The sequence below is a fragment of the Eubacterium limosum genome, from assembly GCF_000807675.2.
Classification (GTDB): domain Bacteria; phylum Bacillota; class Clostridia; order Eubacteriales; family Eubacteriaceae; genus Eubacterium; species Eubacterium limosum.
This window is the reverse complement of sequence record NZ_CP019962.1, coordinates 1,100,166-1,125,183: the sequence shown is the minus strand read 5'-3', so window position 1 is coordinate 1,125,183 and position 25,018 is coordinate 1,100,166. Positions and strand designations below refer to the sequence as shown.

Genomic DNA, 25,018 nt, shown 5'->3' with positions numbered 1-25,018 from the left:
ACGATAATGAACGCCGTACTGTTTTTTTAGTAATTTAAAAGAACTACCGCATTAAGCGGTAGTCACTATCATTTACAGTGCGTCATCGTCACGCTGCCCGGTACGGATGCGGATACACTCCTCAACTGGTTTGACAAAAATCTTTCCGTCGCCGATCTCTCCGGTTCTCACGGTTTCTAGAATGACCCTGACCACCGCGTCCACCTTATCGTCCGGCACCACAATTTTCACCTCGACCTTTGGGAGCATGTTCATCATCACCTTAGACCCGCGGTTATGGGCGACCCAGCCCATCTGGCTGCCGCAGCCCAGGACCTGACGGACATTCATTCCATGGATTTTATATTTAAAAAACGCATCCTTCAAAGGCTCAAGCTTCTCTGGACGGATAATGGCTTCAATCTGTTTCATAACATCATCCTTTCTCCGGCAATGTGGGTTTTAAGTCACCATTGCCGGGTAATGACTAGACTAGAATTTATATTAATGGGGAAAATTTCCGCCATTAAAAGCAAGGACCACATTTTCCCCTAAAAGCTCTTCTCTTCTGACAGGATACCTTCCTGGGAAAAATGCGTTTGCTTCGTTATCACTCGTCCGCTTACGCTCCTTACTCGCTGCCGGTTTCCACTGGAAACCGGACTCAGCTTTTCTGAGCTAGAAAATGGTTAAAATGCAAGGCGTCTGCTTTGGCTAGTGAGGGAGCTTATTTCTCATAAGTGACCGAACTAAACAAAGCAAATAACTCAGCAGTTCAACCATTTTCGACGGTCAGATCATTGGTCGATGCCTGAGAAGGCCGGATATGCCTGCTCGGCGTGTTCGGTGATGTCCAGGCCGAGGGCTTCGTCTTCGAGGGATGCGCGGACCTTCATGACCTTCTTGAGCACCAGCATGATGATGGCGGTGACCACGGCGGAGTAAGCCACGGAGATCAGAATAGCGCCTAGCTGGGCTAGGAACAGGTGGTAATCGCCAAAGGCCAGGCCGTTCCACTGGGCAACGGGGTTGATGGCGGACTGGGCGAAAATACCGGTCGCGATGCCGCCCCAGATTCCCCCGACACCGTGACAGCCAAAGGCGTCCAGCGAATCGTCATAGCCAAATTTTGCCTTGACTTTCGTCATGGCAAAGTAGCAGATCGGGCTGACCAGCGCGCCGATGATGATGGCGGACCAAAAGGGCACAAAGCCTGCACCCGGCGTGATGGCGACCAGGCCGACGATCGCGCCGGTGACAGAGCCCATGAGCGTCACTTTTTTGTAGAGCAGGGCTTCGATGAACATCCATGACAGCATAGCCGCCGCTGAGGAGATTCCTGTATTCACAACCGCCTGGATGGCCAGCTCATTTGCCCCCAAGGCGCAGCCGCCGTTAAAGGCAAACCAGCCGGCCCACAGGACAGCCGCCCCGGTGAAAAACATGGGGATGTTGTGGGGATGGTACTCCTTGATGCCGTAGCCCTTTCTGGCGCCCAGAATGATACAAGCCACCAGGCCGGAGACACCTGAGCTGATGTGGATGACATTGCCGCCGGCAAAGTCCACAGCGCCGAAGCCGTCGATGAGTCCGCCGTCGCCCCATACCATATGAGCTAGCGGATAATACACCAGCAACAGCCAGACGCCCACAAAGACAAAGGTTGCCGGAAAGCGCATTCTGCCGGACAGAGAGCCCACGATAATGGCCGGGGTGATGACACAGAACATGAGCTGGAAAAAAGCAAACAGCGCCCCGGGAATATTGTCCACATAAGGCCCAGCCTCAAAGGCGGACACGCCGTTAAAAAAGACGTTGCTGAAATCCCCGATGATCCCGAGACCGCCGACATCCGGTCCGAAGGACAGGGAGTATCCGCAGACAAACCACATGACAATGGCCAGTCCGCAGCAAAAAACCGTGGACATGATGGTATTGAGCGTATTTTTCCGGCGCACCATTCCAGCGTAAAACAGGCTGAGGCCCGGTGTCATGAAAAACACAAGGATGGTGCAGATCAGAACAAACGCGATATCTCCTGTATTAAACATTTCAATTTCCTCTTTTCGTTATTTATTTTAAATCAAGGGGCGCGCCGCCCAGATATTCTTTCCATGCAGCCAACGCCAGACTGATTATTTTAATTCCAACAGACGAGATCACGACGATCTCTGTCTTTTCGACCGGTTTATTCCAGAGGTGAATTTCTACCCGATCGTTGACGCCGCTGACCTCAACGGGGCCGCGTCTAGTTTTCGCAAAGCCCTTGACGCGGTAGGCCGAGGGGACGACGCGATTCAGAAAATTTTCAAGGGCTATGTCATCCACCTGAGCTTCTGTTGTCAGCATGATGGTTTTTGGCCGGGATTCCCAGGTATTCACGGTTTCCCCTGGCGCCGGGAATGCTCTGCGGCGCTCCAGAAGGGGCTTGATGGGCACGTCGCAGAAGGCGGCTTCAAGCAGCTCAGCTCCGGGGTTTACCTCCTTTATTCTGTCTCTGACGGCTTTGATTTTTTCGCCTGTCTGAAGATCTGTCTTATTGATGATGACCGCGCTGGCACAGACCAGCTGTTTTTTGAGTGTCGGCACCACCTCGAAGGTCTCCTCAAAATACAGGGCGTCCACAATGCACAGAGAGCCCCGGTAATCATAGCTCTTGCCGCTCAGCTTTCTGACCATTTCCAGAATCACACCCATGTTGGAGGGATCGGCCACGCCGGAGGACTCCACAAAGACATACTCCAGATCATAATCTCTGAGCTCTGCCAGCCCTCTGATAAAATTTTCCCTGAGGCAGGCGCAGAAAACTGAGCCGCCGGTCAGCTCCAGCAAATCAAAATTCTCGCCGTGGATCAGGGCGCTGTCCACACTTTTCTCGCCAAACTCATTCATCAGAACACCGATTTTCTGATCTTTAAATTCCTTGAACAGATGGTTTAGAAAAGTCGTTTTCCCTGCGCCCAGAAAACCGGTCAGCAGTACCAGCTTCATTTAAAAGGCTTTTTCCACAGCCGCCAGCATCTCCTCACGGCTTGGAATGATGGAGGACCATTTCAGCTCGCCGTTAATATAGATGGACGGCAGGTGCTGGACGCCCATTTTCTGGGTTCGCGCGATGTCCTCCTTTACGCAGTATTTGTAGACCGCGAAGTCAATTTTATCGCCGTATTCCTCTCTGGCGACTTCTGCCGCTGAGGTCATGTAGGTGCATGCCGCGCACTGTACCGGGTCCAGGGTAAAGACCTCGATGAAGGGTTTTTCCAGCTTGCCGTAATCCGGCAGCTCAACATCGCCGAGGGTGTCGACGGCCTCGTAGTTGGCGATCATCTCGCGGACTTTATCGGTGTTTTTAACCGCCTGCACACAGGCGATGGTGTTGTCCACGGGCACGTTGTAGGGCATGTCGCAGCCCGGGCTCACGATGAGGTTTTCGTGGTCCACTGTGTCCAGCAGCTCCACCACATATTTCATGTTATCCTGCTGTGTCCCAAAGAGCATGACCGTGGTCAGCGGGATATTGCCGCCGACGGCAATGCCGTAACCGTCTGTGATTTTTTTGGCCGCCGCCAGATCGACGTTCTCGTCCACCGACAGGCCGTCGGCGTGGGTGCGGCACATGACATCCAGCTGAATGGTGGCGTCGCCGCAGACAAAGAAGCTGCTGAGAGCGCCCCGGCTGCGGATATAGTCAAAGACGGTCTGGTAAGCCTCTAGGAATAGCTTTTCGATGGCCTTTGGCGCGATCTGGCTGATGATGGGGTCAACCACCGCGATGACGTCCATGCCCGCGTCGATGTAGTAGCCGGCCATAGCGATGGCCACCTCACAGCAGTAGGAAAACATTTCCGCTGCAAATTCCTTATCCTTGATGATATCCATAAAAAAGTCGTTGCCTCGGAGGTGCGAGGCCAGGGTCGCCGGGCCACAGATCAAGCCGTACAGGGCTGTGTCGCCGCCAAAGGCCTCCTTTGACCGCTGCATGACGTCCAGCACCATGGGGATACGGCCATCGGTTTTCTTTGGAATTTTACAGGCACAGGGAATTTTCTTTTCCTTGCCTTCGTAGGGGTGGGTAGTGACAGATGGCGGATTGTCCTCTGCCCAGAGCAGGCCGCACCCCATGATTTCGGCCTCTATCTGAAGATCAAACATAATGGGCATGCCGTCAGGTGTGTACATTTTATGCACCTCCTGCAGGGATTCAAACAGCTTATCCCTGTCAGTCAGCACTTCTCTGGCCGTGTAGCCCTTTAAAAATCCGGCGTGTACTCCGGAAAAAGGCACCCACGGCACCGCATCGATTTTTTCATGTTTCAGGGTTTTTAAAATCAGGTCTTTACTCATTTTTTCCTCCGTAAATAAGCTTTGCTTTTTTGCAAAAAGTAAAAGGCGATAAACGGATAATCCGTTTATCGCCTTTGATAACTTGTTTTATATAATAACATACATTTATTTTATAGTCAAATATTTATTTTTTATTGTTTTAAAATAGAATTATTTTATATCTTTCCGTTTTTCATATGGCTGAAAACCGTGGTCAAGTACTTGGACAGCTTCCAGTCCGGTATGCCGCATCTGGGGCAGGGCTCTTTATACCAGCGGTTTCTGAGCCACCGGGCGCTACGGCTGTTTTTGGAATCCCAGACGGTAAAGGTCTCGCCGCAGTAGGTGGTGATGGTGGTCAGGCTTCCCCTGCGCTCAATGGCCTTCACGCTGTGCAGCACCCCGGAACGCGCGGGCCATAGCTTAATCTTCGAGACGGTCCGGTAGATACTCTGGCTTTTCTGGATATAACGCTTTTTCAGCTTTTCCCGGTCGCTGGGATTTTTCTTTTCCGCTGTATTTTTTATTTCTTCCATAGCGCTCCTCTCTACACGACCTCGCACAGCATGGCCGCCACGCCCAGCTCCAGGGTGTTGTGGATCACCTTTGCGCATTTTCCGGCGGTCTCTGGCGGCACGCCCAGGGGCATGCCCGGAGCTGCGATGACGGTTTCGCCGTTGACGGCAGCCCGAGGAATAAAATGGCCGGCAGTGGTGGCGTCCAGAATCCGGGTCCAGGTGCGATTCTGCCATTCATCCAGCATAATGACTGTCGGAAATTCCTCTTTCAGCCGCCCGGCTCTGTAAATATCCAAATCATAGATGAAGACTCTGGCCTTTTTCTCCAGGAAATACTGGACCGCCGCGCGGCCTACCGGCCCTGCGCCCAGCACCAGCACCGGCTCGCCGCAGATGCCGGCCGCGAGCTCCAGCGCCGCCGCAAAGCTCCTTCCCGTGGCGCTGCCGTTGTCAGAGTGGATTCCTTTTTTTACATTGAAAGCCCCAAAGGCATCGTCGTCCGCCATGAAGAGAATATCCGTCCTCCTGGAACAGGCCTCCTCCATGCCCGCCACATCGCTTTTCTCCGTGACATAGGCCTTTGCGCCGAGATAGCGGAGAATGCTCGCCACGGTGTCACAGAATCCGCTGATAATTCCGATTCCCGTGGTCACGGGAACAGCCGCCACCTTCAGTCTGGAGAAATCCAGCGCTCTGCCGGCCGCGTAGCAGCCCAGCTCAAAAAGACCTTTCCCTGTCTGTTTTTTTAGAATTTTATCGCAGCTCTCTAAGCTGTGGCTGATGGTATTGATATCTGATTCCGCTAAACGTGTCATCCGATGGCCTCCTGCAATTCGCTTTCGCGTGTACTTTTTCTGATATTTTTCATGACCTGTGCCAGCCGGGCACGGGCATGCGTTTCTGTTTTTCCCGTGATTATAAGGGTTGCCTCCCAGCAGTTTTTTTCCGCACTGTAATCTGTCAGCGCTTCATCTGCGCCAAAGAAGCCCCTGATCACACTCAGCGGCCCGGCGTCCGCCATAATCCTTTCGCCGAGGATTGTGGCGCCGTCTGGGGTCACGGTCACCTGCTGCAGCAGGCAAACCCGCCGCGCCCTGACGTGCACCGGCTTCACCCGGCCCAGAGCAGCGTCGGCCATCAGCCCGACCATGTTGACGCCGGTGGAGTGATAAACACTGATGGGTGTCTGGCTTGGCAGCCGGGCGTCGATTTCCAGCACCTTGAGCTGCCCATTGTCCAGAATAACCTCGATATCAAAAATACCGTTTATTTTGAGGGCCTCGGCCAGATTTAAGGCGATCTGGTAAAAGGACGCCTCGATCTCTTCGGAGATCATGGCCGGCGCCACCACCTGCTTGCAGTCGTAGCGGCTGTCCACGATGATCTCTGTCACCTGGAGCATATTGTAGCTTGAGCCGCGGCCGATGACCTCAATTGAAAAGGAACGCCCCTCCAGATATTCCTGAATGACGTAATCGCCGCTCAGATAACAGGGGCAGGCTTCCAGCTCTTTTTCTGAGTAGAGCTTTGCCACGCCCTCGCTGCCGCTTCTGCCGCTGGGCTTGACAATGACCGGGTAAGCGCAGCCGGGATAGGGCTTTGGCGCCGGGATTTTGTTTTCCATAAAGAACCGGTCCGACTTTCGTTTGGACGAGGACAAGGCGTAGGCCTGCGCGTCAAAGACCAAGGGCGTCCCCGCCGCGGCGCTGTAACGGCCGAGGGCCTCCAGCACCGCCTTGTTTTCCACAGCAGGGATCACGATGTCCGCGTTTCTGTAAAGCTTCAGCATGGTCCGCCGCTCCAGGGCGTCGATGCAGAAAAACTTATCGCACAGCTTCGAGGCCGGCGCCATGACATTTTTGTCCACCAGCCAAGTTCTATACCCGGCTTTTTTTGCCAGATAAACGGCTTCTGTTCCCTGGAGCTTTCCTCCAATGATTAAAACAACCATCAGGACACCGCCATTTCCCGATCAATATAGGCCTGGTATTCGTCCCTTGTCGCCAGGCGCAGCCCGCATTTTTCCAGCTCTGGCAGCACCCCGTCAACGGACCGGCTGCCGTCGTCAATGTCCAGCTCGCTCTGGGAAACGCCCGCCAGCCCGGTTTTGGGCGGGATGAGCGAGGTGATGACATTGGCCCCGGCCATGAGCCGTTCCTTCAGCCCCACGAGCCCCTCCACGTCCAGCGAGGCGGGGATGAGCTTGTCGGGGTAGAGCAGACGCATGACGCTGATGTTCAGCAGCTCATTGACGCTGCCGCCGGTGCGGCGCTTTTCGAGGGGCGTGCCTCTCTGCGGCACAAAGGTCATGGTCCGCACCTGGGACACCCCGATGTCTCCCATGGCCATCATTGCGTCCGCCCGGCTCTCCACCGTGTCGCCGATGCCGGTCAGCAGGCCTTCCTCCACCAGCAGCCCGCGGGAGCGGGCGTATTTTTTAATGTTCATTCGGGCGTCGTAGTCCTGCTTCAGCCGCATTTTCTTATACAGGGCTCGGTCATAGGTTTCCTGGTACAGGGCATACCAGGTAACACCTGCTTTTTTAAGGGCATCGATGGTCGCCTCGCTCACCTGGCCCGGCGAGATCATCACCGGCAGGCCGGTGGCAGTCTTCACCCTGTCCACCACCTCTATGAGCCGCTGCGGTTTCTTTAAAAAAGCATTGTCCTCACCCATGGTCAGGTCGATGAGATGCACGCCGGAATCTGCCAGAGCCTTTGACAGGGCGGTGATCTCCTCTGTAGTCTTCCGGTAGCGGGGCGGCTCGGTGTTGCTCTTTCTGTAAAAGCAGAAGCTGCACTCATTGCGGCAGTAGGTGGAAAAATACACAAAGCCGTAAGCAAAAATGTGATTTCCGAAATAGCGCCCCCGCAGCGTCCGCGCCGCTGTGAAAATTTCATTCACCACCTCTGGCTCCCTTTGATTTAAAAGCAAAACCACCTCGTCGCGGTCCAGCCTGCGCCCTTCCAAGGATTTATTTAAAATTTCTTTCGTTGTTTTCATAAGTTCCTCACTTGATATTTAACCGCACGCCGTCCAGATAAGAGACGCTACGCCCTACGGAATGGATGTTGGGTGCTTTGTCTCTTGTCATGATCAGCCTCTCCAGACCAAAGCCAATGCCCACCCAGGGCTCCATAATCCCCCAGGCCGGGTCAAGCGCGTGCGGGCCCTTGGAACTTGAGCCAAGCTCCACATCGCCCTGCACCACGTCGATGGTATCACCATAGACCACGGAGTCCTCCTGTTCAAAGCTGTAATCCTCAATGCCTGCGGCCTTCATCACCACTGCTGCCAGCTGCCGTATCCGCTCATCCCGCTCATCCATGGGGGTGCCCCACTCCACAAGGTTGAGCATGGTGAACTCATTGAGATGGCGTCTGCCCTGGGACTCTTTCCGGAAGCATGAGCCAATCTCAAAAATCTGGACAGGTGTCTTCCAGATGCCCAGCAGATTCTTTGACACCTCATACAGGTTTGGGGCCAGCATGGGGCGCAGGCATTTGTTGTGATCTACCCAGAACACCTGTGAGTGCAGGGCGTGGGCGTCGTCGATGGTCATTCGCTCCAGAAATTTCCGGGGGATGATGGTGGGCGTCATGACCTGGACAAAGCCCTCGGCGGTCAAAGCCCGGGCCAGTGCCTCTTGAAGCTGCGGGAGGGCGGGGCGTCCTTTCTCGGCCTTCATGGTCGCCAGCCGCCTCTTGCCTCGGGCGATCTGCTCCCGCTCAAATTTTTTATAAGCCGTCTCCCGCAGGGCTGCGGTGTCAAAGGTGAGGGGTTCGTCAAAATCCTGTCCCAGCTCCCGCAGGCGGTCCGCCTGGGCCGGGGTAAAGGTAATATTCTGTGCTTGGTTCATTTTTATCTCCTGAGTTTATTCCATTATTTCATAGCAGTTGATGAGCGGCAGACGCTTCCGGACATTGATACAGCCGCCGCCCACAAACCGGATCGACGGATCGCCTGCCAGAGCCAGCAGGTTTTCAAGGTAATCGCTCTGGGCAAGCCTCCGGGGATGAGACCTCAGGTAGCCGGCCTTTTTCATAGACACGGCCACCTTTCCGCAGAGATGCACCACCGCCTTATCCAGAAATGGTGTGAGCTCTGTGAACAGCCGGTGCACCGCTTTCCCGCTGAAGGCTCTGTAAACCGCCGGGCCGGTCATCTCCATGACTCCTGCCGGATCGGCAAGGGAAATGACCTTGACGCCCCGCTCCACAGCGATCATGATGTAGTCCACCAGAAACCAGACCATCTTTTCCAGTATCTGGCCGATTATTTCCCTCTCAGGCTTCAGCTGTCTGAAAAGCACTGCTGTGTCCATGAGCGACGCTAGAATGGAGAAGGGGCCCTGGACGTCCAGAATGACCGAATCCTCCCTCAACCTCGGAAGGCACTCGAGAATCTCGCGGACAGCCTGCTCCTCCAGGGTACGGCGGCACAGCGCTTCCAGATCTTCTCTGCTCCGGCAGACATATTTTCCCGGGACCAGCTGCGCCCCGTTCCATTTTGCCACACCACCAAAGGCCCGGGACTCTGTGGTCAAATCCAGCGGCAGCCGGACTGCCGGAAGCTTTTCCGCCTCCTTTACAAGCCGCGCCGCCATGAGCATTTTTTCCCGGCTGCGGTGAATCTCCATTTTCATTTCGCGGACTTCACCGGGAATTTGTCGCTCATCCCTTCCGCAGCAGGGAAAACGGGCAGGCAGATTGGCGGTGAAAAGATCTTTTTTGTGGGGAATGCCCATGGCGTCGCCAAAGGCCGAGTAAAAGCTTTTGTCCGCCGCGCTCTCGACAAAGTGGACGCGCCGCGACACTTCCTCCGCCTCCTGCCGCTTTCCTGTATCCAGCAGCGCCATCCGCGCGCCCACGCCCGCGGCATTTCCCACCACCTTTATATCTTTAAGGGGGCAGTCCGGGAAAAGACCGAGGCTCAGGGCATTTTTTACGTTGATATAGCTGCCGAAGGCCCCGGCCAGAACGATCTCATCGATCTTCTCAAAGGGGCTTTCCTCAAGAAGGATCTTCGCGCCGGCGTAGAGCGCCGCCTTTGCCAGTTGGACAGCCCGCACATCTTTCTGGGTGATGACCAGGTCCTGCCCCTCTTCCCGAAAAGCCAGAACATACTCCGGCTTTCCGTCTTCCCCGGTGCGGACGCGCCTGTGGCGGAGGCTTTTGTCAAAATTTCCGTCACTGTCGATGATAGCCACCTCAGCCATTTGAGCCACCGCGTCGATGATGCCCGAGCCGCAGATTCCCACAGAGCTGCCGGTGCTCCAGATGTCTTCCCTGATGATCTCCAGGGAGGGCTCCAGCGTGCAAGGGTCAATGGACACATGCTCCACCGCCCCCTCCGACGCCCGCATGCCCCACTTTATCTGCGCGCCCTCGAGGGCTGGGCCGGTGGCGCAGGAGGTCACCCAGAGCGCCTCGGCATTGCCCAGACAGAGCTCGCCGTTTGTCCCAATGTCCATGATCAGCTGCACCTTATCCTGCCGATAGGGCTCCTGGGCGATCAGCACAGCGGTATTGTCACTGCCCACAAAGCCCGCCTCCGAGGGCAGACAGTAGACATTACCGCTGTCCATGATTTCAAGCCCGAGTTCTCTGGCCTTAATGTTCAGGCCTCTGCGAACGCCTGAGATAAAGGGGGAAGTCCCCAAGGCGTCCGGTGTTATCCCGAGGGCGATATGCTCCATAACTGTATTGAACACCAGCACAGTCTCCGCGATCCTCCCGGCCTTCTGGCCACGACGGGCGGTCATCTCCCCTGCCAGAGCGTTGAGCGTTGCCATCAGCTGGCTCTGCAGGGTCTCAAGCCCATTTTCACGCGTCATGCAGTAAGATATCCGGGAGAGCACATCGTCGCCGTAGCTGATCTGCGGATTGACCGCGCTGGCCTTTTCGAGAAAGCCGCCGGTTTTTAAATCACAGAGATAAGCCGCGACTGTGGTGGTCCCGATGTCCACGGCCATCCCGTAAACCGGGCAGTCCTTCCCCGGCATCACCGCGATGATTTCAGCATCGCCGAGGACCAGCACGGTGACAGTGAAACGGGCGCTGCGCAGAACTGTCGGGAGCTTTTTGATCACGCTGTAATCAATGGCGAGGTCCCGGAGCCGGGGGTTTTGCCCTGCAAGCCCGTCAAGAATCCGAGTTAGGTCATCCCGGTTATCCTCGAGGCCTGGCTTTTCAAGAGTCAGGGTGTAACAGCGCACCGCGGGATGAAACTGCATGGCCTTCCCAGCCCCGCGTTCCAGAATCACAGCCTCCTTCACCTGGCTTTCGGGCGGCACCGCAAGGACAGCGTCGCCAAGCACTCTAGCGCAGCAGGCCAGCCGGAAGCCGTCTGCCCGCTCAGCCTCTGTAAGCAGGGCGCGCTCAGCCTCCGTTACGGGTGAGAGATCCACGTCGTTTTCGGCGACTCTGCCCTTAATATCGGTCTGTACTAGCCTGACTTTACATTTGCCGCACTTTCTGCGGCCGCCGCAGAAGCTTGCGATTCCCACATCCGAGGCCCTCGCCGCCTCCAGCACCGTGGCACCCTTTTCACAGCGGCAGCGCTTTCCCCACGGCTGAAAAACAATGGAACATTTCATATTCTGACTCCTTCAGAAAACACAAAAAACAGAGGAAACACCTTTCGGGCAGCAGCCCGCCATCTCCTCTGTTCTGACGGTACAATTTATACTGAGATTAATTGATGTAAAAAATGGCGGAGAGTTCGGGAGTCGCACCCGGCTGTACGGATTTAGAGTCCGCATAATCACTACGATTCACCCTCCATATTAATCAATGAAGAATTGAGAAAGCAGAATGGAGAATTATTGTACAAATTTGCCAAAAGCAAATTTGATTATATTCAAATCCATTTTACGGATTTGTTCTTTTAATTCTCCATTCTCAATTATAAATTAATCCCAGTACGAAAGGCCCAGGCCTTTCATGATTTCAACAGCTTCGTCGTATACCTTCAGGTACTCGTCGCTGGGCAGAAGTTTTTTGGTGTCGTAGCATTCTGCAAAAGTCTGGCCCTGCGGTGCTGTTTTATAATCTTTTTCGTACATGGCCACAAGCTTATCCAGAATTTCATTGACCTTTGCGGTTTCCATCCCTGCGACAGCGTGAGCCACCTCGCCCATAAAGCGGGCTTCCATACCCGTGAAGGTATTGGTGGCAACGCCTTTGGCAGCAGCGACGCCGGACAGTACCTCACGGCCGGAGGCTGTATCTGTGATGGCCTGTGCAGCTGTTTCCAGCAGGCACATGACCGTGCACGGGCCAGCCAGCGTGTAGTACTGGTTGCCGAGGATCAAATCTGTGTTGGCTTCGATGGCCATAGCCGCGTGGCCTGCGACGGCCAGCGCCTCACGGGCTGTGGTGATCCCCCAGCGCACATGCACCGGACCGTCCAGATGCCAGGTAGCCTGCATCATAACAAAAGAGTTGATAGTGGTGGCGACATCGACGATTGTGGTTTCTTCCAAACCGCCGGCATAGCCACCAAAAATCGGCATCTGTTCCACCATGACGTTTACGCCTGCTGTCGCGTAATGAGCTGCAACTACCAACGCACCTACGTCGATTTTGAGCTCATTCAGCTGGGAAACTTCATGGCTGTCAGATGGCCGCATCCCGCCTGGGAAATCTGCACAGATTACGCCAGCGGGGGATAAAGAGGTCTCGTTGCCCTACAACCCCATGCCCGGGCGTCCGGCTCTCATCTGAGCGTCGCGTACGAACACGGCTTCGGATTTAACGGCCAGGACTTCCCACGGCGTACCCGGCTGCGGATCTTTACCGTTGATAGTCTGAAGAACACCGTCGACAATGGTGTCTATGACCGGCTCCTGAGCATAGGACTGATGAATCGGAATAAATAAATCTTCAGAACACGGGGCGCCTGTAGGGCCTCCCTGGATAATCGGCGCTTCCTTGGATTTATAGCTTCTTGGCTGTAACATGACAGCGTCCTTGTCTTCCCCGTAGCGCGCGCTTTTCGGCGCGTTTTTGATGGCTGTCATGATCTCATCGCGGGTGTACTTGATCACACGCCCTGTATCAATGCAGTAGACACCGCATTCCTCCAGCATGTCCACGCCTGCCTTAAACAGGTTGTCGATCAACTCTGGATCCTCCGGAATCATTTTGGTTTTGTCCATTTTAATTCCATACTTTTTCTTCAGCTTGGCGGCCGTCTGCGGTATCATTTTATAATCCCAGTCATTTTCAGCCATTTTCTGGCCGGTTTTGGCCCGGTCATAGACGTCATAGACGGTTACCCTTTTAGGAATTGCTCCCATTAACCTTTACCACCTTTCAATTAAATATCAATTTCTCAAAAATTGTTTATATCTTTAAAAATCTGAAATCAGATTTTTAAGACGCTTTTTTAGCGAGCAGGTCTTTTGCCACTTCCACAGCGCCAGCCGCGGTATCGGCGTAACCATCTGCCCCGATCTTTGTGCACCATTCCGGGAACACTGGCGCTCCGCCGTACATAACGATATAATCATCACGGATGCCTTCTTCCTCTAGAAGTCTTAGGATATCCTTCTGCGCCGGCATGGTGGTTGTCATCAGCGCAGAACCAGCAATAATGTCAACCGCATATTCTTTGGCCTTTTCAACCACTTCCTCCACTGCCACATCACGGCCCAAGTCGTATACCTGGAAATTGTTGGCTTCAAACATCGTTTTGACAATATTTTTCCCGATGTCGTGAACATCGCCCTGAACGGTATGAATTAAAACCTTACCGCTCTTGGACGCTGCCTTTTCCTCATCGCTCAGGCCGCCAGTTAAAATATTAACGGCGGTTTCAAAGGCTTCAGCCGCAACTAAAAGCTGTGGTACAAACGCTTCGCCTTCGTCAAACATGTCACTCATGACCTGCATGCCCGCAGACAGGCCCTCACTGATGGCCTCCAGAGGCTCAATACCGGTTTCCAGTGCCGCCTTGGCCGCCACCTCAGCTAAATCGGCATCCATCTCAACAACCGATTCTTTTAATTTATCCATTACTTCTTCTCGTGTCATTTTTTCCTCCAGTTTTTTGTATTATTTTCTTTTAAAACCTCCGGTCAGGGGAAACCGTGGTTAAAATAGACTTTAGATAAAACTAAAAAAGCGATAGCAGGAAATTTCCTGTTATCGCCTTTGATATCAAACTTTATTTAATTTTTTAAAAACAAATCTAAATTCAATTGCTGTTATTTTAATTCGTTTTTTTAAGATGAAAAAATTATAACACTTTGTCACAGTAGTGTCAACTCTTTTTAAAACTTTCTTTTTACTGTCTCTGCGACATTAACGCCAACAAAAAAGGTGATGCCATACCGCGTCATCACCATTGATTACAGTTTTATTAGGTTCTTCAGGTCTATGCTATTTCAGCGTCATTGTTGTATACAGCATACACTCTTGAATTGTTTTAATTTTACCACTTGCATCATTGTCTGTCAATCCATATTTTGAAATTTTTTCATTAACTTCTGTAAATTTACAATATGTGTGTTACACCTGAAAAATACAAAGTATATAGAATCATAAAGAACATCATAATAATTATTTATACTAAAAGTATATCTCAACGTTATGATAGCGTGATCGAATCCTTACGGAATCATTGTCGATTCCCACATCATCACTCTAATATATACTTCAGTAAATCATGCTGAGCTCAAATATGAACGGATGTAATTCAAATGCAGGATTGGTTACACAATAGATATGAACCACATTTATCGATACCTTCCTTTTTTGTAGACAATTTCTTTCTCTTTATTCATATCCCTATCTGTAGCTTTAAGCCGTTCAACCATGTCTAGTGAACGTTTTTCCACACCAAGTGCCAACTTCAAATCTTTCCGAAGAACTGAAATCTGACTCGTCAACTCTCTTTTCCGTTGGCTTAATACCTCTTTTTCTTCCGGCTCAGCCCGCCGCATCTTGTTGGTGAGCTTCTTTCTTTGGCTGATCAATTCATCCATCTCTGTCTGAATTTCTTTCTGTTTTTCCTTGAGCTGTTCATAGGTATCAATCTGATGTTTACATAAAAAGATGGTCTGCTGGGATATTTCTTCCATGCGGCGCACTTCTTCTTTGATCATGGGGCTCATTGAAACCTGTCCTTTGTTTTTGGGGTAGATCCCCAATTGGTAGCAGAAGAACAGGTAAAGGTTGCGGAGTTTTCGAAACTCCTCACCAAACCCCAGTATGTCTTCAATCTGCAATTTCTTTGGTGTGGGTACAAAGAATAAAATGGGTTCTTTGCTTCTCTCTCGAATTTCCGGCCCTCTTTGCCGGTAAATCTGATCCTGAATACGCAGTACGGAGTAGGCTTCTCCGAGTGTTTTAAAGCGTGTGAAGCGTGGATAATGTGGCAGCTTCAGCGCACAGGAATCGATTTTTCCTTTAATCTGGTAGCCTTTTCGTCTCAGGTAGTCATAGAATTCTTTCATCGTCATTGAGCGTTCAATGGCTTCGTCGATATCGGAGCGATAAAGTGCATAGCGTGTCAGCTCTCCCCGCTTTTCTGCCTGGTAAAGGCCTTGACTCCGTTTGCGTTTTGTGGGATTTTCAATCACGGATAGATGGTACTCTCGGCAGAGTGCGTCGGAGGTATCCCGCAGCCGCTGGTATTCTGCTTTGCGTTCATTGTACTTCTTTCCGTCAATAAAAGAGACGGAATTGATAACGAAATGGTTATGCAGGCAGTTGGTATTGAGGTGGGTGCTCACGATCACTTCATATTTGTCACCCCACATTTTTTGAGCGAGCTTGACCCCGATTGCATGGCACTCTTTGGGGGTAATCTCGTCGGGTTTGAAGCTTTGACAGGCGTGATGGGCCAGGGTTCCTCCTATTTTTCCAAACCTTTCTTTGGTGATCTGCATCTGCTGGCCGGCGGTTTCCACGGCACAGTTGATGCCGGTTACGTAGTATTGTCGCTCAAATCTGGTCTTGTTTTCATCGGCTGCGTAGTGCAGCACCTGGTATAAATCGGAGTTTAGGAAGTCAGGATTTTCGGTTTTATCAACGTTTTTGGCATACTCAATGACGCGGTTCAGGCTGTCCTTGACGGGCCAGATTTTGGTGATGGCCATTGTCTTTTCTCCTTTCCGGGGCTAAAACGGCGTGCATTTCTAGCAGGGTTTCTTCTAAAACAGCGATGGCTTCTGGGGCGTCATAATCGCCCAAGGCATAGCGTATATCGTATAACAGTTCCATCATTTCATTGTATTGGATGGGGGGCAATGGCTTCGGTTCATACCCTCTGGCCAGCATCCGCAGGTATTCGGAAACGCTTAATCCACACTTTTGACTATTGGTAATGATCTGATTTTTTTCATCTTCCCGCACTCTTATTTGAATGGTTTCTCTTCGATTTCTCATGGTATTCTCCTTTTATAAAATGGGGGTTGCAGGGGGCTTTGCCCCCTGTTCCGGCGGCGTGGCAACACAAAGCCAATGCTTGTTACACCCTATGACATTTGTTACACCCTATGACATTTGGCTGCTTCTTTTTTCTTTGTATCTCTGAAAAAGAATGCAAGATTGCACACTCTTTAGAAAGATGCATCCGTGCAAAACAAATTGCTGGATAAAGCCGTTGTCATTTTGTTGTGTATTATAATTCCCTCCTCCAGTAATTCTCTACAGTAAAGTGACGATGTGACGCTGTTTTTGCCCTCGTCAACGGTACCTTACATATCGTCACTATCGTCACTGTAAATTGATTTGTCTCACTTCTTTACCAGAGTGATGTCACTTCCTCTGTTGCTCCGTTTGTTTTCATATTCAATGCCATACTCTGTGGACAGACGTCCAACTTCAGGATTAAGATTTTTTGTGAGCATATTGGGACTCATCTTTTCAATGTCCAACAAATTAACTAAATCGCTTGCGCGGCCATGCCAGCTTTTTCCTTCTTTTTCTAAAAATTGATTGACCGCTTCCAGTAATGGGTTTACAGGCTCTTTGAAAGACTCCTTTTCCAGTTCGTCCAATTGCCATATACATTTCTGAATATCAAAGCTTAAATGAAATTTCTGATCCGGTAAATCCCGGCTGATCATCTCCATGATCGCTTTGTTGCTGCCTCTTTTTTTCTTATCCAGAATAAAGGCGCCGTCGGCTGCCCCCAACAAGCCATTTGTTCCAGAGATCGTATCAAAGCGATCACTGGCATCCTGCTTGCGGGTATGATGAACGATGGTCTGGCAAAGATCATACTGATCGCCAAACGCTTTTATTTGTGAGATCATCTCATAGTCTTTTTTGTAACTGATATCGTCGCCGTCATTTCCACGCACTTTTTGCATCGTATCATAGATAATGAGCTTGGTATCTGGATGTTCTTTAAGAAATTTTTCAAGCTGTTCCTCCAAACCTTGATTCATTCGATGGGCCGCAGTGGCCAGATAAAATTTATCATTATTTCTTGCGCCAAACATTTTATACAGCCGCTGCTGCATTCTTCGGTTATTATCTTCCAGTGCCAGATACAGCGCCGTCCCTGGATTAACAGGATGCTCCCAAAGCGGGATGCCGCTGCTGGTATGATAGGCAAGCTGCGCCATCATAAAAGACTTTCCTACTTTTGGCGCACCGGCAAACAGATAGGTTCCGGGATACAAAAGATCATGAATAATCGGCTTTAATGGCGGATAAAGTGTATCCAATAACGTGGTCACAGTAACAGTCTTTAAGGAAGTGTTCTTTGCCGCTGCCGCTTTTTTCTTTGGAACGTTGTCTTTCTTTTTTGTTTCTGGTATACTTAAATCATAGTTTTTAAAGGGCGACTGCTCCCCATCTGCGCCAACAGATGAACCGGGAGAAGTCGTCTTTTCTTTTGTATCGGTCATTTATTGTTCTCCTTTGAGCCCCTGCAGGGTTTGTGCGATTAGCTGGAGCGTGAATAACTGCTCTTCTGTCATTTCATCGCCATCACAAATGCGTTTCAACTCATCGTAAATTTGTGCCATTTGGTCCCGCAGTGCTTTATACACTCTTGGATTTCCAGTGACCTCAATCGACGGACCGGACAGACACTTGATAATGTAATCTTGCTTTGTCAAACCTGACAGTTTTACTCGAATGTTTAACGCTTTACTTTCCTCCGGGGACATTCTAAACCCCACATACAAATTTCGCCATCTTCCTTTTTTGTCTCGATTTTTTTCCATTTTATGCACTCCTTTCAAATTCCAGCCGATCTGCCATCTCTTTTTGTTTTGACGGAAACAGATGGGCATAACGATAAGTGATATCAATACTTTCATGACCTACCCGATCCGCAATAGCCACTGCCGAAAACCCCAGTTCGATTAACAGAGAGACGTGAGAATGACGTAAATCATGAACTCGGATTTGCTTAATTCCCTGTTCCGCTGCACCTCTTTTCATTTCGCGCTGAAGGTAGTGTTTATTGGTTGGGAAAATACGATCATCTGAATCTATCCCGTATAAACTTTGAAGATAATCCTTCATTTCATCACACAAAAAGACAGGCATTTGGATTGTTCGGTTGCTTTTAGGTGTTTTGGGCTCAGTAATGATATCCTCCCCTTTAATTCTTTGATAGGATTTATTGATTCTGACTGTCCTTTTTTCAAAATCAAAATCTGACTTCGTCAATGCAAGCAGCTCACCTTCACGAATACCACACCAGTACAGCATTTCAAAAGCATAGTAGGACAGCGGCTTGTCCATCATAGAATCCGCAAATTTCAGGTATTCCTCTTTTGTCCAAAACTGCATTTCCTTATTTGTTTCTTTCCCTATATTTCCTGCTTTTGCGGCGGGGTTAGACGACAAGTCATAAAACCGGACAGCATAATTAAAAATAGCGCTCAGCTGATTGTGCACTGTTTTTAAATAGCCGCTGGAATAAGCCTTACCTTGTTTATCTCTGTAAGCAAGCAGTTCATTCTGCCATTGAATGACATCTGAAGGGCGAATATCACGAAGCCTTTTATGCTGAAATGTTGGCAGTATCTTCTTATCGATCACATAATTTTTGGTTTGCCAGGTATTTTTCTTAAGCCGTGAGGCCATATCCCGTTTGTAGATTTCTAAAAAATCCTCAAACAACATATCTGGATCTCCGGCCTGCTGTTGTTTAAAAGCTTGTTCCCAAGCCAGCGCCTCCTTTTTGGTCTTAAAACCACGTTTCATTTTTTGAATGTTCTGCCCCTTCCAATCTTTATATCGGAAAGAAGCATACCAGGTACCTTTTTCCTTATCCCTATAAGCGGACATTACATCATCTCCCTTTCCATGCCATAAAATTTTTCTTCAAAATATTTCCGGCTCACGCGGCCGGCAATGGTCAGGTACCCCTTTTTTTGAAGTTCTTCATTCATTTCACGCATTAATTTGTAGGCAAAGGATTTGGAAATTCCGAGCTCCGTTGCCATTTCTTCAGCACTAATAAACATTTTCTGATTCATCTGGTGTCCTCCTTTCTATATATTTCACTAAACCGTTCATATGCGAACGGTTTTTTTCTTGTCCTCATCATAACAGTTCATTTCTGTGCTGTCAAGACCCCCGGCAAAAAAAGATTTCATATATGAACGGTCTGTGGTATAATCAATCCACGGAGGTATTTATTATGACCATTGGAGAAAAGATAAAAAAATTTCGAACGGCCCAAAAGCTCTCTCAAAAACAGCTTGCTGCTATGGCAGGCATGAGTGAACCTGCTCTTCGCAATTATGAGCTGGGCAACCGCCACCCTTCAGAAGAACAAGTCCATAAAATCGCCGATGCCCTGGGCCTCAGTTTTTTTGCTTTGTCCGATCCTGATTTTGACAGTTACCACGGTGTTATCCATGCCCTGTTCTCACTGGAAGACCAGTATCATCTCATGCCAAAAGAGATCGATGGACAAATTTATCTTTCTTTAGATGATCCCAGCCTTAAAGATAGCCTTCGGCTTTGGCATAATGAACTCAGCGCGCTTAAAGAAGAGCAAATCTCACAGGAAGAATACGATCTTTGGCGCTATTCTTATCCTCGCTTACAGGCAGAACGTGATAAAGAAAAAAGAAAGTTGCGATATGAAGTAGATAAAAAAAATGGTTGAGGAATCATTTTATTTTAGCTATTTTTAGCTTTATGTTATCAAAATGTTATCAAAAAATAAAAACAACCCTCGAAAGCACAGTATATAGGGGCTTTCGAGGGTTTTGTTGTCTATTCCCATTCAATCGTAGCACAAGGCTTAGGACTCAAATCGTAGCACACGCGGTTAACGTTCTTTACTTCGTTCAAGATCCGGTGGGTGATTTTCTGGAGGACGGGCCAGTCAATTTCTTCGATGGTGGCGGTCATGGCGTCAACGGTGTTGATGGCGCGGAGGATGACGGGGTATTCGAAGCTTCTGGCGTTATCGCGGACGCCGACGGATTTGAAATCTGGGACAACGGTAAAGTACTGCCATACCTTTTTATCCAATCCAGCCGCTGCAAATTCTTCTCTCAGGATAGCGTCGGATTCTCTGACTGCTTCGAGGCGGTCACGGGTGATGGCGCCAAGGCAGCGTACGCCAAGGCCTGGGCCTGGGAATGGCTGGCGGTATACCATATCGTCTGGCAGACCAAGCTCTGTGCCGCAGGCGCGGACTTCGTCCTTGAACAGCTGGCGGACAGGTTCGACCAGCTCAAACTGTAAATCTTCGGGCAGACCGCCGACATTGTGGTGGGATTTAACCATTTTGGCGGTTTTTGTGCCGCTTTCCACGATATCCGGGTAGATGGTTCCCTGACCCAGGAAGTCGATGCCTTCCAGCTTACGGGCTTCTTCTTCAAAGACGCGGATAAATTCTGCACCGATGATCTTACGTTTTTCTTCAGGATCGGCCACACCGGCCAGCTTGGTTAAAAAGCGTTCAGTGGCATCCACATAGACGAGGTTGGCGTCCAGCTGGTTTTTAAAAACCTCGACCACGCTTTCGGATTCGCCTTTACGCATGAGGCCGTGATTGACGTGGACACAGACAAGCTGTTTTCCGATGGCTTTGATGAGAAGGGCGGCTACAACGGAGCTGTCCACACCGCCGGACAGGGCCAGCAGAACCTTGCGGTCGCCTATCTGGCGTTTAATAAGCTCAACCTGGTCGGCAATAAAGTTTTTCATATTCCAGTTCTTTTCTGCTTTGCACTGTACCAGCACAAATTCTTCCAGGCTTCCCTTTAATTCTGCTTCATCCTCAGGCCATTTTTCCAGTGTGTCCGCGCATTTGGCCGGGGCATGGTCTACTGCCAGCACCGGGCAGCCTGCTTCGTAAACCCACGGGCCCACATCAATTTTTTCACCGTCTACCACGTTATTCGGGCCGCCGTTTACGATAATCCCTTTGACATTTGGCAGCGCTTCCAGTTCTGCCTTTGTAATATCGTGGGGATAAATTTCACTGTATACGCCCAGGCTGCGGATCGCTCTGGCCAGAGTTGTGTTTTCGGTATTTCCCAAGTCTAAAATGACAATCATGTCTTGTTTCATCTTCCACTCTCCTCAATAAAATTTCAAAATAGTTCGTGCTCTTATTTTATCATAGGAGAATAGATACCCGCAAGCACAATGGCCATATGCCACCAGCCTATTTTTTACGTCTTCTGAGATACAAAGCCACAATCAGGACAGCCACCACCACAAGCACACCCACAAGGATAAAGGTCGTTGTTTGGTGCGACCCTTCAATTCCCGTCTGTGTATTTTTAGCCGCTTCAGATGCTCCGGCCGTATCTGCTCCCGATTCCTGAATATTCTGATCCGGTTCTCCCGCACCCTCATTGAGCTGTGGATCAACCTCTGGTGTTACGGGTTTTTCGGGCAAATCACTGGTAAAGGCCTTGATCATGGCATTGCCGTAGTTTCGGACGGCCGTTTTACCATATAGATCTATGGTTTCATCGGGCAGATTTGTGACATCCTGCCAGCCCTCGCCGTCTTTTCTGATAAAGCTCTGTCCTGCGTCGGCCTGTGCAATGCAATGAAAGGTTCCCTCCATACCATAGAAATCATACGCACCGGTTCCAGTCTCGATGGGCCAGTAATACCCGTCACTGCCTGAGATTTCCTGGATAACGGAGAAGGTCTCGCCCGTCTCCAATGGGACAGCCTGCTCCAGAGAAAGCGTATGGTAACCGCCATATTTTACAGTCTCTGTCTGATCCGCTGCCAGTGTCCCGCTCTCTGGATCGTTTTTATCCTTTAAATTCTGGTACACACGGGTATGAACCGTTGATCCTGGGGTAATGGTAACCGCGGAGACAGCCTTCAGGCTTTGGCTTCCAGCGGCTGTAAACACATTGGCGGCCTCAGCAGACTGCTCCTGAAGCCCCAGCGGCGCATAGGATTTTAATCCCAGAAAATCATACTGATAATTATGGTCATAGGAAAACTGTCCCTTCCCATCCGGGATATCCACCTGATAGGAGGCGAAGGACTGTACGCTCCGGTCATAGTAAGACAGATAAAAGTACCCGTCGTTTCCCCAGCCGCTGCCCCAGCTGTTCTTGACGATCCAGGCGCCGTCGCCCTCCGGGGTTTCGGCAAAATTACTGGCTGAATAGCCATCGTCCCAGCCCACAATGGATACAAGGTGGTTGGGCGCTGCATAGGTTTTATTAAACTCGGCGGCATCTTTCTTTTCAGCGCCGCCGTTACTGTCTGCTGTGGTTTCCTGCGGGGTACTCTGGCCTGCGGCAAAATATACCTGTACCTCTCCGTTTTTCGTCAGGCTTTCCTTAATGGCCTTTTCTGCGTTTTCATCATAGACAAAGCTTTGTTTTTCGGCGTCTGTAAAGGTAGCTGTCCCAGGCAGAAAATCCGCGTTCTGGAGATGTACGGCGGCGTTAAAGTATTTGTCTTTTTCTACTTCCCAGTTCATATCCTTGGGATTTTCGGTCGGATACCATTCGTAGGGGGTCCCTTCATAGGGCACATCGGACTCGGTGTCAACGCCGCACCAGGTGCTCAGGGTTCCGGTCAGCAGCTCCCGGGTACCGCCCAGATCCATAAAAAGGCCTTTAGCGGATGCGGTTCCCTCGGCACGATTATTTACACCGGCAGCGTCCGCCAGGCAATAAGCAAAATAAGACAAATGCCGTTCAGAATAATCCGGCTCAGCAGCTGCCTGCACGCCTTTATTTTTCTGCTGTGTCAGCACATTGGACTCAATGGCAGACATTCCGCTGAAAGCCCAGCAGGAGGACCAGGGGTTTTGATTTTTCACGCTGGTGCTTCGGCCAAGGGCGCGCAGATCGTAAGCTGCGGGCAAAGGCTCTTCGTAGCTTTCCGAATACTTGAGGTTATAATATGACTGGTCAAGGCCTGGCTGCGCGCTCTTCTGTTCTTCCGCATGCACAGGAGACATCAGTCCAGAGGCTGTTATGAGCACTGCCGCCATAATGCCCGCTGTCCGGTTAAGGCTGTTTCTCTTTCTGATTTTCACGTTCTCATCCTCCGCTTATTTTTGATTTAATCATACTGTATTTTTTATTCATGGTCAAATTGATTTAAGGCTGACTTTTATAGCATTTTTAATCAAAATACGTTACAATAATAATATACACACGTATAACAATGCATTTTTGAAAGGAGAGTCTCATGCTGAACATTGAAAAAATTCAAAAAGAAGTGGCGCCTATTGCCCAAAAATACGGAATTCCCCGGGTATATCTTTTTGGCTCTTATGCACGAGGTGAAGAAAAAACAGATAGTGACATTGATTTAAAGGTCGATATTCAAGGCACAAAAATTGGTCTTTTTGAGCTCTCCGGTCTTCGTCTGGATTTAAAAAACCGGCTTGGTGTTTCTGTCGATGTAGTAACCGAGGGCGGACTGTATGAAAATGTAAAAAATGAAATTTCAAAAGACCAGGTATTAATCTATGAGCATAAAAAATAGAAACATCGACATTATTGATCATATTTTAAATTACTGCTACCAGATTGACGAAACACGCCAACGCTTTGGCAACAATTTTGACAACTTTCAGGCAGATAAAATATATCAAAATGCCGTTTGTATGTGTATTCTTCAAATCGGAGAACTCAGTAAATATTTAACAGATGATTTTAAAAACCTGTATTCAGAAATCCCTTGGAAATAGATCCGGGGTATCCGTAACATCTTTGCCCATGATTATGGCAGCATTGACGTCCTTACTATTTGGAATACAATAAATTACAATATACCTGAACTAAAAGATTTTTGCGAAAATATTCTGGCACAAAACAAATCTTTAAATCAGGAAGCCTTACATGATTCAGATATTTCCGATGATAATTTTTAAACCAGAAAATCCCCAGGGCATTAATGCCTTGGGGATTCTTAATTCCATATCTCCACATGGTCAAACGCCTGTCCCGGGTACTCGATCACGCCGAGGCCCAGGGTTCTGGCGACGCGGGCAACCTCGGTATAGGGGACGCCGGGGCAGTACAGATCGGCGGCGTGGCCGAAGCAGTGCCAGGAATTGGGGATACCGCCCACCTCGGCATTGCGCTGGTCGCAGCGCACCCCGGAGGTGATGATCACCGGCTGGTCAAGGGCGCAGCGCAGGGCCTCTACCTTTTCCAGAAGCTCTGGGGCCATCTCTGCAGGCCAGCCGTCGCAGTAGCCGTCACAGTCGCAGGCGTATTCCTCCATCAAAAAGTGGGCAGAGGCCCAGGGGCCGTCTGTTATAATGGGGTCAGGCGGCAGGGGATGCTCAATGACAAGCCGCTCCTCCGGGGCAGCCTCTGTATTCGCCGGGCTTTCCGCCTCTGTCACAGGCACCGTCTCTGCTGTTTCCACGGCTCCCGGGCTCTGTGTTTCGGCCAGGGGTTTTTCCGGCGCGTTTATCCGGGCTGCAAAAACCAGCCCGGTAACAGACCAGACCGCCACCAGGCAAAAGGCCAGGGGCTTTTTAAAGCGCCCCGGCCCACTGCGCTTCGGTGTTTTTATAATTCCACCTTGCGCACGGTTTTATCCACATACTGGTACCCGGCCAGCTTTTCCAGTCCTACGCCCGAGGGCTGGAAAATATTCTGGGTGATAATGGTCTGGGCCGAGGCCTCAATCTGCTCCTGGGTCAAATCCTCCAGATAATCTGGAAGGCTCAGAGTCATTCTGTCGCCGTTCTTCATCAGAAAATCCAGCTCCAGTGCTTTGGTACTTGTTGTCTCCATTTACATTTCCTCC

General features: G+C 50.3%; 23 protein-coding genes and 2 pseudogenes. 3 read left to right on the top strand and 22 right to left on the bottom strand.

Annotation, left to right across the window (positions count from 1 at the left end):
- Positions 1 to 72: 72 nt before the first annotated feature.
- From B2M23_RS05190 to B2M23_RS05105, 18 genes and pseudogenes are all read right to left on the bottom strand, one after another.
- Complete coding sequence (locus tag B2M23_RS05190) at positions 73 to 411, bottom strand: P-II family nitrogen regulator (RefSeq protein ID WP_038352107.1); 339 nt, start codon at positions 409 to 411, stop codon at positions 73 to 75.
- A gap of 365 nt (positions 412 to 776) precedes the next feature.
- Entirely contained in the window at positions 777 to 2,030 is a 1,254-nt protein-coding gene (locus B2M23_RS05185; protein ID WP_038352108.1) for an ammonium transporter, read from the bottom strand.
- Positions 2,031 to 2,052: 22 nt separating this feature from the next.
- Entirely contained in the window at positions 2,053 to 2,970 is a 918-nt protein-coding gene (locus B2M23_RS05180; RefSeq protein ID WP_038352109.1) for a CobW family GTP-binding protein, read from the bottom strand.
- The gene (locus tag B2M23_RS05175; RefSeq protein ID WP_038352110.1) at positions 2,971 to 4,323 is read right to left on the bottom strand and encodes a uroporphyrinogen decarboxylase family protein; all 1,353 of its coding nucleotides are present in this window, start codon (positions 4,321 to 4,323) and stop codon (positions 2,971 to 2,973) included.
- Between the two features lie 155 nt (positions 4,324 to 4,478).
- Positions 4,479 to 4,838: a pyrrolysine--tRNA(Pyl) ligase small subunit gene (gene pylSn / locus B2M23_RS05170; protein WP_052237210.1), complete on the bottom strand. Its 360-nt coding sequence runs from the start codon at positions 4,836 to 4,838 to the stop codon at positions 4,479 to 4,481.
- Positions 4,839 to 4,849: 11 nt separating this feature from the next.
- Positions 4,850 to 5,635, bottom strand: a complete 786-nt coding sequence (pylD, locus tag B2M23_RS05165; RefSeq protein WP_038352111.1) for a 3-methylornithyl-N6-L-lysine dehydrogenase PylD — start codon at positions 5,633 to 5,635, stop codon at positions 4,850 to 4,852.
- Positions 5,632 to 6,771 carry a 3-methylornithine--L-lysine ligase PylC gene (gene pylC / locus B2M23_RS05160; protein WP_038352112.1) on the bottom strand — a complete coding sequence of 380 codons (1,140 nt, stop codon included), beginning with the start codon at positions 6,769 to 6,771 and terminating at the stop codon, positions 5,632 to 5,634. The genes pylD and pylC overlap by 4 nt, the downstream gene beginning before the upstream one ends.
- Positions 6,771 to 7,823, bottom strand: a complete 1,053-nt coding sequence (gene pylB, locus B2M23_RS05155; protein WP_038352113.1) for a methylornithine synthase PylB — start codon at positions 7,821 to 7,823, stop codon at positions 6,771 to 6,773. Before pylB ends, pylC begins: the two co-directional genes overlap by 1 nt.
- A gap of 7 nt (positions 7,824 to 7,830) precedes the next feature.
- The gene (gene pylSc, locus B2M23_RS05150) at positions 7,831 to 8,679 is read right to left on the bottom strand and encodes a pyrrolysine--tRNA(Pyl) ligase large subunit (RefSeq protein ID WP_038352114.1); all 849 of its coding nucleotides are present in this window, start codon (positions 8,677 to 8,679) and stop codon (positions 7,831 to 7,833) included.
- 15 nt (positions 8,680 to 8,694) lie between these two features.
- Positions 8,695 to 11,418, bottom strand: coding sequence for an ASKHA domain-containing protein (locus tag B2M23_RS05145; RefSeq protein ID WP_110060315.1), 2,724 nt, complete (start codon positions 11,416 to 11,418; stop codon positions 8,695 to 8,697).
- Between the two features lie 315 nt (positions 11,419 to 11,733).
- Positions 11,734 to 13,122 (bottom strand): annotated as a pseudogene (locus B2M23_RS21530) (monomethylamine:corrinoid methyltransferase).
- A gap of 76 nt (positions 13,123 to 13,198) precedes the next feature.
- Positions 13,199 to 13,858 carry a cobalamin B12-binding domain-containing protein gene (locus B2M23_RS05135; RefSeq protein ID WP_038352117.1) on the bottom strand — a complete coding sequence of 220 codons (660 nt, stop codon included), beginning with the start codon at positions 13,856 to 13,858 and terminating at the stop codon, positions 13,199 to 13,201.
- A gap of 704 nt (positions 13,859 to 14,562) precedes the next feature.
- Positions 14,563 to 15,927 (bottom strand): relaxase/mobilization nuclease domain-containing protein, encoded by a 1,365-nt coding sequence (locus tag B2M23_RS05130; RefSeq protein WP_081571104.1) that lies wholly within the window; start codon positions 15,925 to 15,927, stop codon positions 14,563 to 14,565.
- Positions 15,875 to 16,216, bottom strand: a complete 342-nt coding sequence (locus tag B2M23_RS05125; RefSeq protein WP_013381100.1) for a plasmid mobilization protein — start codon at positions 16,214 to 16,216, stop codon at positions 15,875 to 15,877. Before B2M23_RS05125 ends, B2M23_RS05130 begins: the two co-directional genes overlap by 53 nt.
- A 350-nt stretch (positions 16,217 to 16,566) precedes the next feature.
- Positions 16,567 to 17,688 carry an AAA family ATPase gene (locus B2M23_RS05120; RefSeq protein ID WP_038351818.1) on the bottom strand — a complete coding sequence of 374 codons (1,122 nt, stop codon included), beginning with the start codon at positions 17,686 to 17,688 and terminating at the stop codon, positions 16,567 to 16,569.
- A complete protein-coding gene (locus B2M23_RS05115) occupies positions 17,689 to 18,009 on the bottom strand; it encodes a plasmid mobilization protein (protein ID WP_038351819.1) in 321 nt (106 codons plus the stop codon).
- Position 18,010: 1 nt separating this feature from the next.
- Positions 18,011 to 19,084, bottom strand: a complete 1,074-nt coding sequence (locus B2M23_RS05110) for a site-specific integrase (RefSeq protein WP_038351820.1) — start codon at positions 19,082 to 19,084, stop codon at positions 18,011 to 18,013.
- Positions 19,084 to 19,275 carry a transcriptional regulator gene (locus B2M23_RS05105; RefSeq protein ID WP_038351821.1) on the bottom strand — a complete coding sequence of 64 codons (192 nt, stop codon included), beginning with the start codon at positions 19,273 to 19,275 and terminating at the stop codon, positions 19,084 to 19,086. The genes B2M23_RS05110 and B2M23_RS05105 overlap by 1 nt, the downstream gene beginning before the upstream one ends.
- Positions 19,276 to 19,439: 164 nt before the next feature.
- Between B2M23_RS05105 and B2M23_RS05100 the strand changes: the two genes are divergently transcribed.
- On the top strand, positions 19,440 to 19,913 hold the full coding sequence (locus B2M23_RS05100; protein WP_052237174.1) for a helix-turn-helix domain-containing protein: 474 nt from the start codon (positions 19,440 to 19,442) through the stop codon (positions 19,911 to 19,913).
- A 110-nt stretch (positions 19,914 to 20,023) separates the two neighbouring features.
- Here B2M23_RS05100 and guaA read toward each other — a convergent pair whose 3' ends face one another.
- Together guaA and B2M23_RS05090 are read right to left on the bottom strand one after the other, a co-directional pair.
- On the bottom strand, positions 20,024 to 21,331 hold the full coding sequence (gene guaA / locus B2M23_RS05095; RefSeq protein WP_038351822.1) for a glutamine-hydrolyzing GMP synthase: 1,308 nt from the start codon (positions 21,329 to 21,331) through the stop codon (positions 20,024 to 20,026).
- A 97-nt stretch (positions 21,332 to 21,428) separates the two neighbouring features.
- Positions 21,429 to 23,285, bottom strand: a complete 1,857-nt coding sequence (locus B2M23_RS05090; RefSeq protein ID WP_038351823.1) for a C1 family peptidase — start codon at positions 23,283 to 23,285, stop codon at positions 21,429 to 21,431.
- Between the two features lie 155 nt (positions 23,286 to 23,440).
- On the opposite strand from B2M23_RS05090, the gene B2M23_RS05085 reads away from it, so the two are divergent.
- Positions 23,441 to 23,740 (top strand): nucleotidyltransferase family protein, encoded by a 300-nt coding sequence (locus tag B2M23_RS05085; RefSeq protein WP_038351824.1) that lies wholly within the window; start codon positions 23,441 to 23,443, stop codon positions 23,738 to 23,740.
- A pseudogene (locus tag B2M23_RS21735) lies at positions 23,724 to 24,128 on the top strand (HepT-like ribonuclease domain-containing protein). The gene B2M23_RS05085 and the pseudogene B2M23_RS21735 overlap by 17 nt, the downstream one beginning before the upstream one ends.
- A gap of 38 nt (positions 24,129 to 24,166) precedes the next feature.
- Here B2M23_RS21735 and B2M23_RS05070 read toward each other — a convergent pair.
- The gene (locus B2M23_RS05070; RefSeq protein WP_081571349.1) at positions 24,167 to 24,658 is read right to left on the bottom strand and encodes a YcbK family protein; all 492 of its coding nucleotides are present in this window, start codon (positions 24,656 to 24,658) and stop codon (positions 24,167 to 24,169) included.
- Positions 24,659 to 24,777: 119 nt separating this feature from the next.
- Positions 24,778 to 25,005: a DUF2922 domain-containing protein gene (locus tag B2M23_RS05065; RefSeq protein WP_038351825.1), complete on the bottom strand. Its 228-nt coding sequence runs from the start codon at positions 25,003 to 25,005 to the stop codon at positions 24,778 to 24,780.
- Between the last annotated feature and the right edge of the window lie 13 nt (positions 25,006 to 25,018).

Bases quoted from the DNA above. Each gene is read 5' to 3' on its own strand.
- B2M23_RS05110 (WP_038351820.1), bottom strand. From the start codon at position 19,084: ATGTCCGCTTATAGGGATAAGGAAAAAGGTACCTGGTATGCTTCTTTC.
- B2M23_RS05130 (WP_081571104.1), bottom strand. From the start codon at position 15,927: ATGGCCATCACCAAAATCTGGCCCGTCAAGGACAGCCTGAACCGCGTC.
- pylD (WP_038352111.1), bottom strand. From the start codon at position 5,635: ATGACACGTTTAGCGGAATCAGATATCAATACCATCAGCCACAGCTTA.
- B2M23_RS05185 (WP_038352108.1), bottom strand. From the start codon at position 2,030: ATGTTTAATACAGGAGATATCGCGTTTGTTCTGATCTGCACCATCCTT.
- B2M23_RS05100 (WP_052237174.1), top strand. From the start codon at position 19,440: ATGACCATTGGAGAAAAGATAAAAAAATTTCGAACGGCCCAAAAGCTC.
- B2M23_RS05120 (WP_038351818.1), bottom strand. From the start codon at position 17,688: ATGACCGATACAAAAGAAAAGACGACTTCTCCCGGTTCATCTGTTGGC.
- B2M23_RS05125 (WP_013381100.1), bottom strand. From the start codon at position 16,216: ATGAGAAATCGAAGAGAAACCATTCAAATAAGAGTGCGGGAAGATGAA.
- B2M23_RS05135 (WP_038352117.1), bottom strand. From the start codon at position 13,858: ATGACACGAGAAGAAGTAATGGATAAATTAAAAGAATCGGTTGTTGAG.
- pylSc (WP_038352114.1), bottom strand. From the start codon at position 8,679: ATGAACCAAGCACAGAATATTACCTTTACCCCGGCCCAGGCGGACCGC.
- pylB (WP_038352113.1), bottom strand. From the start codon at position 7,823: ATGAAAACAACGAAAGAAATTTTAAATAAATCCTTGGAAGGGCGCAGG.
- B2M23_RS05085 (WP_038351824.1), top strand. From the start codon at position 23,441: ATGCTGAACATTGAAAAAATTCAAAAAGAAGTGGCGCCTATTGCCCAA.
- B2M23_RS05180 (WP_038352109.1), bottom strand. From the start codon at position 2,970: ATGAAGCTGGTACTGCTGACCGGTTTTCTGGGCGCAGGGAAAACGACT.
- B2M23_RS05190 (WP_038352107.1), bottom strand. From the start codon at position 411: ATGAAACAGATTGAAGCCATTATCCGTCCAGAGAAGCTTGAGCCTTTG.
- B2M23_RS05175 (WP_038352110.1), bottom strand. From the start codon at position 4,323: ATGAGTAAAGACCTGATTTTAAAAACCCTGAAACATGAAAAAATCGAT.
- pylC (WP_038352112.1), bottom strand. From the start codon at position 6,771: ATGGTTGTTTTAATCATTGGAGGAAAGCTCCAGGGAACAGAAGCCGTT.
- pylSn (WP_052237210.1), bottom strand. From the start codon at position 4,838: ATGGAAGAAATAAAAAATACAGCGGAAAAGAAAAATCCCAGCGACCGG.
- B2M23_RS05145 (WP_110060315.1), bottom strand. From the start codon at position 11,418: ATGAAATGTTCCATTGTTTTTCAGCCGTGGGGAAAGCGCTGCCGCTGT.
- B2M23_RS05115 (WP_038351819.1), bottom strand. From the start codon at position 18,009: ATGGAAAAAAATCGAGACAAAAAAGGAAGATGGCGAAATTTGTATGTG.
- guaA (WP_038351822.1), bottom strand. From the start codon at position 21,331: ATGAAACAAGACATGATTGTCATTTTAGACTTGGGAAATACCGAAAAC.
- B2M23_RS05065 (WP_038351825.1), bottom strand. From the start codon at position 25,005: ATGGAGACAACAAGTACCAAAGCACTGGAGCTGGATTTTCTGATGAAG.
- B2M23_RS05105 (WP_038351821.1), bottom strand. From the start codon at position 19,275: ATGAATCAGAAAATGTTTATTAGTGCTGAAGAAATGGCAACGGAGCTC.